The organism is Thalassotalea sp. G20_0, from assembly GCF_017744175.1.
Lineage (GTDB): Bacteria > Pseudomonadota > Gammaproteobacteria > Pseudomonadales > Endozoicomonadaceae > Endozoicomonas.
The window spans coordinates 78,857-93,412 of sequence record NZ_JAGHQV010000024.1 but is presented as its reverse complement, the minus strand read 5'-3'; the positions used below and the strand labels follow the sequence as shown (position 1 = coordinate 93,412).

The following is a 14,556-nucleotide window of genomic DNA, read 5'->3' as shown; positions in this document are numbered from 1 at the left end:
AAAGGGGCGATGGTCTGAACAAGATCGGAAGCGTGAACGACACCCTGAGTTTGTCAGGGCAATGAAGAAGCATTCCGCGGTAGAGTCCGACATTAATGCACTTGAGCAGCACGGGCTGGACCGATGCTCGGACTCAGGGATTGACGGTTATCGTCGGTATGTTGGCCTGGCGGTTTTAGGAACCAATCTTCACCGTTTGGGCTCTATACTGCAAAAGCAATCCAGTAAGGCTGTCAAAAAAGCAGCCTGAACGGAGAAGCGTACCAGAAAACAAACGATCATCGTTGGGTGAAGATTACGGACACCCGAAAAACGGGGAAATGATTAAGTTTTGATCAAAAAAGGAGGTGACTGGCATGAGCGGCCTGTTTTGTTTTCAAAAAAAATTTTGTCAGTGCCTGTTGAGTCGGATTATTCATGGGTTTTCTGACAGGCACTAAATAGCTCTTATTCCGGGGCAGTTATTGCTGCCCCAATCTTCAATACCCTTTGCGGCTTTGGTATTTTCATTGATAATCAAGACTTAGTTACCTATGCTTTTGCCAACGGATATGGAGGGGTAATGAATATGGCCGCTGACGTTCTGTTTTCCGAACTGAATGCCCGGGATAATAACAAGATTGGTCTGATCACGCTGAATGCTGAAAAAGCATTGAACGCATTGAATCAATCCATGATTGACCTGCTGCTTCAGCAATTTTCTGACTGGCGTGACAATGATGATGTTGTGGCCGTGTTTATGCAGGGCAGCGGTGAAAAGGCCTTTTGTGCTGGTGGTGATGTACGGGCTCTGAGGCAGGCAGTTATTGATGGCAAGCCTGAGGTTCCCGGTCATTTCTTTGCCACGGAATACCGTGTTGATTACATGATTCACACCTATCCCAAGCCGGTTATCTGCTGGGGTAATGGCATTGTGATGGGAGGCGGTATTGGCCTGATGGCGGGGGCTGATTTCAGAATAGTGACGGATACCTCAATGCTGGCCATGCCTGAAATCAGCATTGGCCTCTATCCGGACGTTGCCGGCAGCTGGATCCTGAGCCATCTGCCCGCCAGGCTTGGCCTGTTTATGGCGCTGACCGGCTGTCGGCTCAACGCGGCTGATGCGATCTATGTTGGCCTGGCTAACCGTTTTATTGATCATGCATTTTGTGACAATGTTCTGGAGTCTTTGCAGCAAGCAGACTGGAGCGCCTCAGAAGCCCACGCTGTCGTTTATTCTGTCCTGCAGAAATACCGGGAAAAAAGTGCCGGGTGGCTACCCTATTCGAAGGTGCGTGAACACAGGGACTTAATTGCCGGGCTGATGGATCAACCATCACTGGCCGATGTGATGTCCGCCATTGATAGCCTTGAGACCGATGATGACTGGTTGCTGGCCGCCAGAAAAACCGCACTTCATGGTTCGCCACTGTCGGCAGCCATTGGCTATCGGCAGTTACAGAGAGCCCGGCACATGTCCCTTAAAGAGGCGCTTCAGAGTGAGTTGGCTCTGTCCGTTAATACGGTACTTAAGGGCGATTTCTGCGAAGGTGTCCGCTCCCGGCTGGTTGACAAGGATAAAAATCCACAGTGGAAATTTAACGCCGTTGATCAGGTCGATGAACAATTGTTGAATGATCTGTTCAGTTCACCCTGGCCTGAGAATCCACTCCATGACCTCTAACTGATAGACACTGTCACCTGACACTCCCCGCCTGGGCGAAGGCTCTTAGATCGCTCCAGGAACGTTTCTGTTCCACCATTCATTGCTCAGTGAACAGGTGGAGCCGCCCGGGCTTGGTTATCGCATAAAATTCCACATTGCGGAACGTTCCGTGCCTGCGCTGCCCGGCCTTCCTGTCTTATATCTCCGCCCGATTTCTCGATGCGTTACGGCGGGTTTGGTAAGTGTCTGTTTTTTATGCCCTTTTAGAGAGTATGGACTTAATTTTTTACTGTGAACTTTATAACAATATCTTTGTCCAATTTAGGGTCATATACAGATTCCTGACTATATCATCATTCAAAAACTAAAACACTGGTCATAATTTCATGGATATTTATGTTAGAGGGATTCTAAATGTTTCATGTTAAAGCTCATTATTTGGGTTATCAAAACCCGGCAACGAATCCAAATATTGATACCAGGTCCCTCAATTTATCCGATGGGGGCAGCAGGCCAGCCAGAAGGCATATTAACGATTATGATCCCCGTGGCAATCCTGCCGTCAACAATCCATTAGCCAAGCGTCTGTGCAGTTCACATGTGTCATCCCCATTCCATCAGGCGAACCATTCCCCGCCAAACCGGGAACAACTTGGGGGAAAGGGAATGTTTTTGCGACGCATGCAGGAAATAGGATTGTCTGTCCCACCGTTCCAATGTGTTACCGCTGAGGTAATGAATGCTCTTGAGCAACACCCTCTGGATACCCGTCTTTTAGCTCCCTATCTCTCTGGCATTACCAGTGAACCCTGGGTAGAAACAAGTCTGATGAACATCAGGAAATATCTCAATGCCTTGCCACCTTCAGAGCAAACCAAAAGGAATGACTGGCTGGCAGGTCTGGCAAGATTTGTGGCCAGTAATGACTTTTACCAACAGGTTAAAGATTCTGAAGCGGCCAAACACATCAGGGCTCTGCGTGACCGAATATCCAGATCACAGCCGGTTATTGTCCGCAGTTCTGGCATCAACGAAGATAACTACGGCGATGCCCAGGCGGGCAAATACCTCTCTGAAGTTCAGGGAGAAGATGATGTTTTGCGCACCTGCCTTAAAGTCATGGCCTCAGGTTACCGGCCTGAATTATGTTCCGGGGGTATACCACAACCCATGGCACTGATTATCCAAAAGTGCATTAACTGCAAATATGGTGGTGTAGCCATGAGCTTTCAATCACTTCAGGGTGATAATACCGTCAGGGTTGAGTACACCTCCGGTCAGCCCAGAGGCATAGTAGGAGGGCAGTCCGGTAACACGCCCCACCGCATCGACATTGTGCGCAAGGATGGCAAAGAAGGTGCTTACAACGCCCAATACATTCGCGGGACCATCTCAAGCCACTTCATCCTGGACAAAAACACAGATAATAACGGCTATTCGGAAACAGCGATTGATACTGATGCACAATCAGACGGTGATGGGTATCGACTCAGTGATGACCAGATTGAAGAACTCATGCAAGCGGTGACCAAGCTGGAAGACCTGTTGCTCTGCCCCGTGGATGTGGAGTTTGCCATCGATCATCAGGGTCGCCTGTTCCTGTTGCAGGTGCGCCCTATTACCCGGCTTCCCGGGGGTATGGAGTTTGCCATGCCCATACCCAAAGAGACCCTGGCCAGTGGCGAGGGCGTCAGCGAAGGCTATTGCACCGGACAACTCTGGTTGGCCAATAAACAAGCCACAGACACTATGCCAGAGGGAGCCATTGTCGTGGCCCAACACGCTGAACAGTGGATGCTTGAGCCTGAATTTCTGAAACGGGTCGGGGGTTTTGCCGTTGCCGCAGGAGGATGGAATGACCATGTGGGGATCTTCCTGAAACAGCAAAAAATACCCTTAATGGTGGCTGGTGGCCAGTACCCGGCAGTGGTCGCTCAGGTTGGCCAACAGGCCACACTGGCCTGCGCCCGCTTTAACGGTAAGCCCGGTGCCTTTGTTGTTACCGGTGACCTCAGCAGAAAACTGGTCAGTTACGGGAGTCTGTCCGCTGCTTTTTCTGATGTGCCGTTAGCAAGAGACACCCCGTCATGGGAAGATTTGTCCCTACCGGAAGGCACATTCTGTCAGGTCACCAGCGGTTTTCACTGGCTCTCGGATCAAAATGCCCGCCTGCTGGCACTTTTTGCCCCTGGCGGTGGACTGGATTGTTTGGCACACCCGATAAAACTGAGTATGTCGCCACAACGATCACATTTAGTGGCAGAGACCAGGGACAGTGTAAACCGGCTGATTCATGGGGCTGAAGCACTGTTGGACGGTTACCGCGCATTCTTGCTGCTGGCGGGTGACAGCAGTTCGGAACGGGTCAAGTCATTGTTGGCAGAATCACTGCTATTGATCACCCGGTTTGAAACGCTGAAACAGACCATCACCTCAACGGTAAACACAATCGTCCGTCCCCTGCATGCCGATGAAACATCACCACCATCCGTGGGAAGGTTTCGGCAGTGGGTGTCAGCCTGCCATCAGCTACAATCCAGCCTTCAAGCACTCAATCCCACGGAGGCTGAGCAGGTCCGGAGTGTCCATGAGTTAATTTTTGCCCTCCATAAGCGCTTTGTTGAGGCGCTGGGACCGGTCACTATGGATTCTGGTCAGGGCAGGCTTTCTAATGAAGGGTGCATCACCTATGTTGATTGCACGACTCCGGGTGGCTTGGGTGTAAAGACACCGCTATTAAATCCGTCCTGCAAAAATTTACTCAATTGTATAGGGAAATCAGGGGCTGTCGTCAGTATGGATGATGCCTTGATTGTTAATCTGGTGTTAGGAAGTCATGTGTGCGTTATCGAGCTGCTTGAACACGCAGAGGGGGGGGAAAGGACGCATGTTGCGGCTGAAAGTTTCTGACAGGTTTACGAAACCTGATGGCAGTGATAAACCTGACAAGTTGAAACGCATGTGGTTTTTGGCGCAGTTACTGAAAGCGGTCGAACTGGATAAGAATGCTGATGGCATGAAGCTGAGTTGCAATGCCGTAGCAGGAGAAATTATCGTCGAATGCCCCCGAATGAAATTAAGGCCAACCATGCAGAATGCCTTTGAAAAACTGCTGTCTGTGTTATGTGGTATGAGTAATCTGGATCTTCACCTCAAAGACAGACCCATTGTTGAAGGAGATCAGTGGAACTTTAACTTTCTTGCACAACGCCTTAACAATGATTTTTCAGAAGAAGCCAATAGATTCGCCTTCAACCATTGTCTTTTCTTATCGGTCTATCATTCTGTGGGCAAAATTTCCAGCTACTCTTCGTTATTAAGCAAATATCACCAACAATTTATTGATCATGTTCAACAGTTAAGATGGTTCGTGAACAAATCGGATGACCAACTTCAGAAAATGTTTACCAGTGATAAGATCGATCAGGACACCCGCAGGAAACTCTTACATCATCTTTTATTATTGCCAGATTGCAAAAACACTACCCAATTGGTTGATCTTGTGTATGAAGACCTGAAAGATCAATACTATATTATCGAACCATCTTGTTGGAGTTACCGCCTGGCGTTTAAGGTTCCACCGGGTCAGCCACTTCCGGGTCATAAAGAAAAGATCAGGAATGCCCTGCTGGAGCAAGGGCTGCAGTATGCCAGCCGACGGGTTCGAAATGATAAAGATCTTGTATTACCAACCATTGCAAAACACCCAAATGACTTGCAATATGTTAGCCGAGGACTGAAGAATGACAGAGATGTCGTCATGGCCGCAGTCACTCAACAAGGCGAACAGCTGCAATATGCAAGCCCGGATTTTCAGGATAATGTTGACGTTGTAAGGGCCGCTGTCGCACAGCATTCGTATGCTATGCGTTATGCAAGTGAAAGAATCCGAAGCGATAAAAGCATTATTGAAACCTTAATTGCTGACGGTATTGGTCTCTTGTTTTATGTCAAGGAAGAATTTTTGAAGGATCGAGATTATTTGCTGCGCTTAATCGGTCATAATCCTTATGCTTTCATGTTTGCTGATTTTTGGCTTCAAAATGATCCTGCCTTTATCGCTTCAGCAATCGACGCAAATCCCGGAGTCTGGGAATACATACCCTCACCCATTAAAACAGAACTTGAATCCGCAAGATCACAATACAAAAGTCAGACTGAAAGTTTTCAGACTAAGGCTCCTAGTGCAAGATCCTCTGATTCTGATGTTTGTAGCTCTGTTAAGTCAAGAAAGTTCAACAATACTGGCTGCTTTCCGGTTGTCCCTCTTTTTAATCCTTTAATCAGGACAGTCGCGCACTCTGTTCATCTCCATGTCCTGAATGTTATTCCCCCAGATTTTCATCTTGTGCCTAACAGACGGCAGGCTTGAGCGTGCCCGGTTGAATCGTTTCCAACAGTTGTTTTGCTAGATTCTTTTCGCAGCCAAAATCATCCCAGTTCACAGTGATTAATGGTGTCCCCATTGAGCGGCAGATCTGTGGCAGGATGGCCTCATGATAGTTATGGATATCGCAGAGGTACGTCAGTGGGGTTCCATCTTCGGCACTTCTTGCCCGCTCAACCAGACGGCTATGGGCAATTTTCGGAGCGGTTCTGAGATAAATGACCGCGCTGATCACCGGATAATCCTTCAGTCTGCGCTGGATTTCACAATAATGCAGCATATAGCGCTCATCCGGTTTGACCATCCCCAGAAAGTTCGCCTGGGTAAAAATCAAATCAGAGTAAAGGGAGCGCTCAATCAGATAGTTGCGGTCAGTGGGCAACTGCTCAACAATGCTGGCCCTGCGATTGGTAATGTACTCCTGAAACTGAATACGCTTAACCGCATCATTTGGGTGGTCTGTGAACTCCTGAAGCAATCGTGTAAATTCCGGGTCATTCACAGGCTCCTGAATGGCGTCCCAGCCCAGCTCTGCTGCCAGTTTGGGAAGAAGAGTTGACTTGCCCGCAGCAATGTTGGCTTCTACAGCGACAAAGTGATTGGTTTGCTTCATTAAGGACCCCGGTGACTGATGATACAACGCATGACATTTCCGTGCTGGTCATGAGAAGGGCAGGCACTTTATGAGGTTAGGCGTCCGTGATCAATAAGTAATAGGCGGAAAGGGGGTAGGCTTGGCCGTGATATGGCTTAATGGGCCCTGGCAGACTAAATGGGTTGGATTGAGCCTTGTTGATATTCTCGGTGTGTTGTCAATGTCTAAAGACCCAAAAGCAATGTAACTCTTCCATAAAAGCAACTCAAAAATTCAATGATCCTTGTTATTTAAATATTTTCTTATAAAACATTTGCAAGATGTTGAGCTGGGTCAACTTTTTGTAAGTTTGCAGTGGATACAATGCGCGCAGTTTTTGGATGGAATATTTTGATCAAGTCTGAAAGGTTCTGGCTGCTGCATGTGAACAGTACAGTCAACATACTGAACACCTTGTCAATCAGGCAGCTTTCCCAAAATCCAATATTTCCCCTCATCTTGTCGTAAGGACAACAGGAATACAGCTGTGAAAAAGACACTGCTTGCTACTGCAATTCTTCTCGCTACATCTGCGGCTAACGCGGCCTGGACTTCTCCGGATGGTTCTTTGACCATTGGTGGTGATGCTGAGGTTAACTTTGATGTGGTTGATCGTTCCTTTGACAAAAAAGATAACCCCGCAATTGAACTGAACGACGACTCGCGTGTAAAGCTGATGGTGCAGTGGGACACTACCCGTGAAGATGGCTCCTATATCTCCGCTAAAATTGAGCCACTGATGAAGACCAATGGTACTGTTGCACTGGACGACGCCTATTTAATGTTTGGCCGAAAAGACTCTTGGGCATTCCAGATTGGCCGTTACGAAGCCATGAACCTGTTCCCGCTGGGTAAAGATGTTGCGCTGTTTTATGCTGATGGCGCTGACAGTATTGGTAGTGGCATCTATTACTACATGGCGAAAGAGGGCCGTGGTCGTGGTGGTGATGCTGGTCAAGCTCGTATTATCGGCGAGATGGGCAACTGGACTGCCGAGGTTTCTACTGTTTACGGGGATACCGAAAGCGTACTCGAAAATAGTAAAGAGTATTTCAAAGATGCTATCAAAATCGACATTGACTCAAGCCATAACAGTTTCATGGTTCGCCCTGCAGTTAACTATCTGAGTGATGACGGCTTCTTTAGCATCAGTTTTGGTGGTGAATATGAAGTCAACGGCGACTCTGTTACGGCAACGAATACAGTTACAGACGAAAAATTTGAACTTTCAAACCGCTACGGTCTGGCAGCCACCACAACCCTGAACTTTGGTGAACTGGTGTGGAACACCAGCATCGCGATGCAGGATGCCGAAGACGCTTGGGAAGCACGCACGTTCAACACCAACATCACCTATAAAGACGCATTCGGTCTGGGTACTTCTTACGCCGTTAACAAGTTTACCAACAAGCCTGAAGATGCCAAGTCTTACGCTGTTTACACCGCTTACACCATGCCAATAATGGACTTCACTAACGCGACGGTAACATTTGCACTGTCCTACTCTGACACTGAAAATGCTTACGGAAACAAAGGCCAGGATTCTGATACCACCGCCTTCCGTACCCGCTTCAACTACTACTTCTAAGCACCAACACGCTTAAAGTTAACCCAAAGGCTCCTTGCTCCGGCAAAGAGCCTTTTTTTACGACCGGACTTGTTCCCAAAATCCCGAGACAATTGCAAAACCAGAAAGCAATCCTTTCGCAGGCCAGCTCCTATAAGGAGCCGATACCCGACTCATCGAAATGGTGTTCTAGTGCATGGTTTCAATGAGTTTGACGGGTTGTCGTGCCTCCGCACTCCGTTCGTCCTGAGCCTGTCGAAGGGCGGAAACTCCAGACTCTGATAGATCGTGCCAAGCACCCTTCGACTCCGCTCAGGGTGAACGGAGATTGTACACGTCAAACTCATTGAAACCATGTGCTAGCTTTCAGCAGCTCCGGCTGCAGACGGCCCTGATACCGGAGCCGGGTGATTTCTCTCCAGACCCCGCAAAATACAAATATCTTCTTGCAATCGGATCTTATCCTGTTCAAGGCGCTCCCTGTATTGGCAGTACCTGGTCTTGAGCAGGTCCTGGTAGAGTTCAGTGAGTTCAGTGACCGGGTGACTCCGGGTTTTGTCCAGACTTTCCTTAATGATGCGGTTAAAGATAAACATCAGTCTGGCAAGATCTTCCTGGTCTTTTGCCGGGACAGGAAACTTCGTCATCAATCGTTTGAAATCAGGAAGTTCTGTTGCAGCTTCCGGGGAGTCGATATCCCCCATACTGCCAACAACGTTGCTAATATCCTCCTTCTTCACGCCATATTCACTTTCTAACACAGTGCTGAACTCATTCATGCTTTTATTAAGGTTACTCTGGTGATAGGGGGGGTGAATACCTGCCCATAATAGCCAGAGTGACTTCCAGGAATCCTGGTATCTATTGGTCATATATTTGATAACCAAAAAGTCATTGCTGCTGTATTCATGGTCAGGCTGATCCAGCGGATGATTGACCAGATAGGCTTCATCTTCCATGGCCTGCTCCAGTTCCTGGCTGGCATGCTCCAGTGGTGTCATGGGCCTGGCATTGGCGATGGCTCTCAATACGTTCAGTGTTGCACCCGCTGCTGCCGCTATGGCCACCGGTTTCCATGAGAACTCTCCAATGGTTCTGGTAAGACCAACATAGGTAACGCCTGCAATACCACCCAAGGCACCTGAAATACCACCTTTAGCGGCCATGCCTGCAAGATAGCTTGTTGATATATTGAGTTTTTTGACAGTATGGCGGCCTAATGCCGCCTGTTTGTCATCTGCGGTATATACATGCCCGTCCGGGCTCTCTATGCCAAATGCGGCATTTGATGCGCGAATTAAAGATTCGCCCATTTGCTGTTGCAAAGCTGCTGATTCCATAAATTTTACCTTTGCTGCTGGAGTGAATAGTTATTCGAATTATCCAATATATTGCAACCGCCGCCGGACAGGTATAACAACCGGGTCAGTACCGATTGCAAGCACGTCATGAAATACTCACAGAGTCCTTCTATTTCTCTTTCAGCTGATTCTAGAGAATGATTTTCATTTTGTAATGTCGGAGAACTTAATTGAATACGGGGAGTCTAAAAATGTATTGAAACAATCAATATTAAAGATTCGGCTGGATGAACTCTGAATTCCCAGTTCAATTCAATGCTCTTTCCCTGGCAAGCCAATTACCGGATGCTTCTGAACCTTTTTCACCAGAGGCACGTTTTGGGCCAAGGGGTGTCAGGCAAATACCCCCGGCTGAGTTAGATGCACATCAACTGTGCCAAAGTAAAAAGGAAGATACGCTGCAAATAGGGATAGATGCAGAACCGGATGCAAGTTCGGTCTTACCTGTGCATTTGGCCGTTGCTGATTTGATCCGGCAACACGTTGAGCTTGAGTTGGCTAATGCCCCGATTTGCCCGGTATTTGTAGTGAATGGTCAAGATAGTTACGACTCTACTCGTTTCTGTTCGTCAGTCAGGGTGAAAATGCGTGAATATGGACTTTCCCAGGATGATATTGACAATGCAATGGGTCTGATGAGATGGAAGGATTCCGCCGTCACAGGAGGAATAGCGAAATGTTTTTTTGTGCAAAGCCGGAAGGTTAATGAGTGTCTGTACGAATTAAGTAAAAGAGATCAGGTCCATATTGATACTGTGTTTGAGGCGTTGAGTTATTTTTATGACGGATGTTTTGAGGACGTTCCGAAATGGACGCCAATAAGCTTTAAATGTTTTGAAATTTCGGAACCTTTAATAAACGAAAGATACACAAAGCCAGCTGAATATGCTTATGTTCCCTATCTGAAGATCGAAAGAGAAAAATATATCATTGACAGAACCGCTGAAATTTTAACCGATACTCACAACATCTTTCACAAAACGATACACAGCAACAGGAGTGATGGTGAAAAGGTGGCATATCTGAGGAATATGTTAGGACCAGCTCCATCAGCTGTTCCTGTTGAAAAGACATCAGATGCCAGCTCAACCGGGAGTGAGCAGCACGGTTTGTCAGCCCAGAAGATTCTTGCACGTATTGGTGAGGCTAATAGTTTAAACAGTAAAGGCTCGTATCATCTTAGGGCTGGACTACCTCAAGCAGCCAAACGTTGACCGTAGAAAATTCAACTACAACAGGACATCTGAGTTATGCACACAGCAATTGCCTGCTTTCACCCTTCAGCTTTTTCGCTAGTAAAATCCTATCCTATACCTTGTGTAATAGCTGAGGTTGATAGCCCCTATCCTGTCTTTACGAGTTACTATTCAGGGGGTGTTCAAGCCACTCCCAATAATGTCAGGGCTGAGATGAGGGCCGCTCAAGACAGTCTGAAAACACAAGCGGGTTTCTGCTGCAGTTGGTTGGAAAGGGAAAAAAGGGAAATATGTGACTATAAAATTGCCCTGGTGGCGTTTATGGCCTCTGGGAAACCATTTACAAAAGCGTCCCCTGACTGTATTGATGATCCCATTTTTCTCAATCATCTCAGCGCTATAGGCAGGATAAAGGTTCCTCACACAGACTACCCGGAACGTTTCAGCCATGGGCCCCTGGCTGAGCAATTCGCCAACAGCATTATCCACTGGCTCCAGCTCATTAACACACCCTACGCTGAACGAGACTCTTATTCAGTGACGGAAGATGATGCTTCAAAGCAACGGCTGAAACCACAAAAAAAATCTCTGGGAATCTTTTATTCTGAGGATTATCAGGTTCATGAACTTCCCAAACTGTCTAAAAGCAAGCTCTACGGGATGCACTCTCTACCGGAATATTTTGACCCGGAATTCAAAGCCAGCTTTGTCGCAAAGGGTAACAAACATACCCCAAGTGAGTCTCTTGAGGCTTTTTTTCATGGTCCTACCATAGCGGACTGTGCCACAGCCATGCTGGCCTGTCAGTATCGAGCCATTGAAACCATCATTGGCACCAGCAAGTTCAATAGGATCTTTGGTTCACCGGTCTCAAAATTCAGAATTGCCCGCTGGCTTTATGATGGCAGCAACAATACTGATCCGATCGATTTTAACAACCCTCTTTACAGTCTGTTTGACGATCTTCTGTATGTGAAAAAACCTTCCCTGGATCCAGTGATGAAGCTGTCTGAGTCGGATATCAATAAGGGTGATATCCTCTATATCCTGGGCGTTGACAGCTACCGCGCAAAGCACAAAACCGGTGATTATATGGGGTATAATCTGATATGCACCGGGCAAAACAGCAGTGGCCGCAATCTCTATCTGGGGTTTGGTCCGGATAGTTTCGTTGAGCCGAAAACCTATGACCAGATACAACGTATTTTGATTAATGGTTATAACAAGCCACCGAGTACTGAGACACTCCGTGCTATCAAACGGGGGGAAACGGATTATGCTCAGTGGGTCGACCACATCGTGCCTGATGACCATTCTATTGGTGGTATCAAGTGTGCGCTTCGCTTCAGTCTTTTTCGTTGGAAAAGCTTTACGGCACATTACGATCAAGCCTGGCATCAGCAACCACTGTTGCCTTTACCATCGGCCAGGGAACCAAAGCCGGTGGATCATGGTTCACCGTTCCCCAGTGAAAATCTTGTTGATGATTTCGAACATTTTGAATCCGCCTCATCACAGCAGGACCTGATGAAGCAGACTGCCCTGAAGTTCACTCACTCCGTGATTAATAATCTGAATGGGACACCGCACAAGAAAAAGCCCATGGGTCTATTCCTGACCGGACAGCCGGGAATAGGGAAAACCCATCTTTGTGTGGCGGTTGCCAGAAAGGCAGCCGAATATGGTGTCAACACCCTGTATATAAACGAAGCAAAAGCAGGTAGCCTCTTGCAGGATTTTGGCGGTGATCTAAAACGATGGTATAAAAATGTTGACGAAATCCTTGCCGGTAAGGATTTGGTGGTATTCGATGATGCCAACCGTGAGTCCGGGTGTACCCAACTATTTCTGGCGAAAATAATGGAACATGTGATGACGGGTAACAACGCCATCATGGTCAGCTCAAATCACCTTATTCCTGTCAAAAATGCAACGCCTGGCTTTGTTGACCCTTTAACTGAAACTGCCCATAACTTTTTTTACCTGAGTGAATTGCAGGGACGCAATTACCGTTCCCAATGGTGGCACAATCCTGAAGTCAACTCAGCTGACGCATTATCGCGACTGGGTCAGTATCAAGGCAGCAAAGCGGCGGCCGTGCTTACAGAGCAATCTGTATCAATGGACGATGTCGCTAAAAAACTCAGTATTCCGGTGTGCCAGATCCGTCGTGTGGGTCGCTATCATTTGTCTGGAAGCCGTTGTATAAGCCCCGATTACTATTTCAGCGATTTATCCAAGGCACGGCATCAGGCTGTTTTTATGGAGTGTCGTATCAAGGGTGATGAATCTCACTATTGTAGAAATAAAATCGAGCAGTTCTTACATGTTGTTCAGAGAGTACATAACGAAGGCTTGAAGTTAGTTGTCAAAACCAATAGACGCCAACTGTTTTTAAAAGATGTGCAGAAATTTCTGAATGAAAATATTTGTGTGGAAAAGAACAAACCAGGAATTATTGACCGGCTCAAGCATATGTTTCCGGACTTTTCTGAAGAATGATCGTTATTTGTCAATTTTAATGACTTTCTGTTGATTTTTACTTGTAAGTATTTCTTTAAATTCAGATACTTCTTTGTTAAATCCATCTACCAGTAAATCTGGCCCATTAACCAAATCAGTATTTTCATCCAATTCCAGCAGTTGTCTGATTGGGGATAAATTTACTGGGGAGCTCACGCTACGTTCAGATAAAAAATGGACAGCAGTACTCTCTTAAGCAGCGACTCCATCATCGTCACTAATCTCTCAGAAAGAATTTGGAGTGCCGATTACTGACGATAATTTTCATACCCATCTGCTTTTCTGGCGTTTTCATTAATTGTTTTATTAAGATCCTCTGGAATCTCCTTCAGTGGTGCTTCGGTTGGCGTGAATTCATACAATGTGAATAATGCATCCAGAGTATCCCGGAAAACTTTTACGTCCAGGGTAAAAAGGAGAACGGTAGAGCAGAAGTTAGCTACCGTCTGGGCAGAAGAATCCGGATAATACCCTTTCTCCAGATCCTCATTGACATATTTAATATCTCTCTTGTCGGCATAGTTCTCATGAGCTGTTATTTTGAGTAGCTTGTCACAAAATTCAGTGAGTGCCTTTTTTTGATGATCAGTAGGCCCATCGGTGGTGCTGCACTGAAGAGTACTCTCGAACAATCGATAGATGGCTTTTGAACACAGGCTGAAATCAGAGGGGAGCATCTTGATAAGTCCAAACTTATCAAGTAAGCTTTGTGGGAACATGGGTCTGTAATCATAATCGTGGAAATAACGTTTATTAAGCTGCGTGGCTATTCTGGTCAGGCCGTGAGCTTTAACAATAATTTTCTCTTGATTTTTGCTGTTGATTATTTTCTCAAAATCAGAAACTTCTTCGTTAAATCTCTCTGCCAATATGTTTAAACTTTTTACCAAATCATTATTTCCATCTACTTGCATCAGTTGTCTGATTGGAGACATTCTATTTGGGGCACTCACACTACGTTCGGATAAATGCTGGCCAGAACCAGTTCCTCCAACTAATTCACCAATATTAATCTGGTACTCATCTAGTAGTTCTTTAATCACTTCTTTCGCTTTTACAAGAGCTATATGTCGGGGCAGTGACTTTAAGCCTTGCAAAAAAACTATCTTTGCAGTTGTTTCATAGGCAGGTGGTGCATCAGTGTATGATTCGTTAGATGAGGGTGGCGTGTTACTACCAACTCTAGTATCCAATTTTTAATCCTCGTTAATTATTTTCTGCCGTAAACGTGAAGCTGTTC

The 14,556-nt window shown here is 46.6% G+C and carries 10 protein-coding genes and 1 pseudogene; 7 read left to right on the top strand and 4 right to left on the bottom strand.

The genetic code is table 11. From position 1 onward, the window contains the following. The 4 genes and pseudogenes from J7438_RS15430 to J7438_RS15415 all read left to right on the top strand — a co-directional run. A pseudogene (locus tag J7438_RS15430) lies at positions 1 to 250 on the top strand (ISNCY family transposase); the annotation flags it as partial. Between the two features lie 312 nt (positions 251 to 562). Beyond that, a complete protein-coding gene (locus J7438_RS15425; RefSeq protein WP_209277245.1) occupies positions 563 to 1,666 on the top strand; it encodes an enoyl-CoA hydratase/isomerase family protein in 1,104 nt (367 codons plus the stop codon). 396 nt (positions 1,667 to 2,062) lie between these two features. Next, positions 2,063 to 4,558: a PEP/pyruvate-binding domain-containing protein gene (locus J7438_RS15420; protein ID WP_209277244.1), complete on the top strand. Its 2,496-nt coding sequence runs from the start codon at positions 2,063 to 2,065 to the stop codon at positions 4,556 to 4,558. Beyond that, a complete protein-coding gene (locus tag J7438_RS15415) occupies positions 4,536 to 6,020 on the top strand; it encodes a DUF4116 domain-containing protein (protein ID WP_209277243.1) in 1,485 nt (494 codons plus the stop codon). Before J7438_RS15420 ends, J7438_RS15415 begins: the two co-directional genes overlap by 23 nt. Here the strand turns inward: J7438_RS15415 and J7438_RS15410 are convergent. After that, the gene (locus J7438_RS15410) at positions 6,001 to 6,648 is read right to left on the bottom strand and encodes a deoxynucleoside kinase (RefSeq protein ID WP_209277242.1); all 648 of its coding nucleotides are present in this window, start codon (positions 6,646 to 6,648) and stop codon (positions 6,001 to 6,003) included. The two genes, J7438_RS15415 and J7438_RS15410, sit on opposite strands and share 20 nt — an antisense overlap. A 508-nt stretch (positions 6,649 to 7,156) precedes the next feature. On the opposite strand from J7438_RS15410, the gene J7438_RS15405 reads away from it, so the two are divergent. After that, positions 7,157 to 8,257: a carbohydrate porin gene (locus J7438_RS15405; protein ID WP_209277241.1), complete on the top strand. Its 1,101-nt coding sequence runs from the start codon at positions 7,157 to 7,159 to the stop codon at positions 8,255 to 8,257. A gap of 338 nt (positions 8,258 to 8,595) precedes the next feature. Here J7438_RS15405 and J7438_RS15400 read toward each other — a convergent pair whose 3' ends face one another. Beyond that, positions 8,596 to 9,576 (bottom strand): hypothetical protein, encoded by a 981-nt coding sequence (locus tag J7438_RS15400; RefSeq protein WP_209277240.1) that lies wholly within the window; start codon positions 9,574 to 9,576, stop codon positions 8,596 to 8,598. A gap of 248 nt (positions 9,577 to 9,824) precedes the next feature. Between J7438_RS15400 and J7438_RS15395 the strand changes: the two genes are divergently transcribed. Both J7438_RS15395 and J7438_RS15390 read left to right on the top strand, forming a co-directional pair. Next, on the top strand, positions 9,825 to 10,811 hold the full coding sequence (locus J7438_RS15395; RefSeq protein ID WP_209277239.1) for a hypothetical protein: 987 nt from the start codon (positions 9,825 to 9,827) through the stop codon (positions 10,809 to 10,811). Positions 10,812 to 11,114: 303 nt separating this feature from the next. Further along, positions 11,115 to 13,295: an ATP-binding protein gene (locus J7438_RS15390; RefSeq protein WP_209277238.1), complete on the top strand. Its 2,181-nt coding sequence runs from the start codon at positions 11,115 to 11,117 to the stop codon at positions 13,293 to 13,295. Positions 13,296 to 13,298: 3 nt separating this feature from the next. On the opposite strand, the gene J7438_RS15385 is transcribed toward J7438_RS15390, so the two are convergent. Together J7438_RS15385 and J7438_RS15380 are read right to left on the bottom strand one after the other, a co-directional pair. Beyond that, positions 13,299 to 13,472 carry a hypothetical protein gene (locus tag J7438_RS15385; protein WP_209277237.1) on the bottom strand — a complete coding sequence of 58 codons (174 nt, stop codon included), beginning with the start codon at positions 13,470 to 13,472 and terminating at the stop codon, positions 13,299 to 13,301. 92 nt (positions 13,473 to 13,564) lie between these two features. After that, positions 13,565 to 14,509 (bottom strand): hypothetical protein, encoded by a 945-nt coding sequence (locus J7438_RS15380; protein WP_209277236.1) that lies wholly within the window; start codon positions 14,507 to 14,509, stop codon positions 13,565 to 13,567. Between the last annotated feature and the right edge of the window lie 47 nt (positions 14,510 to 14,556).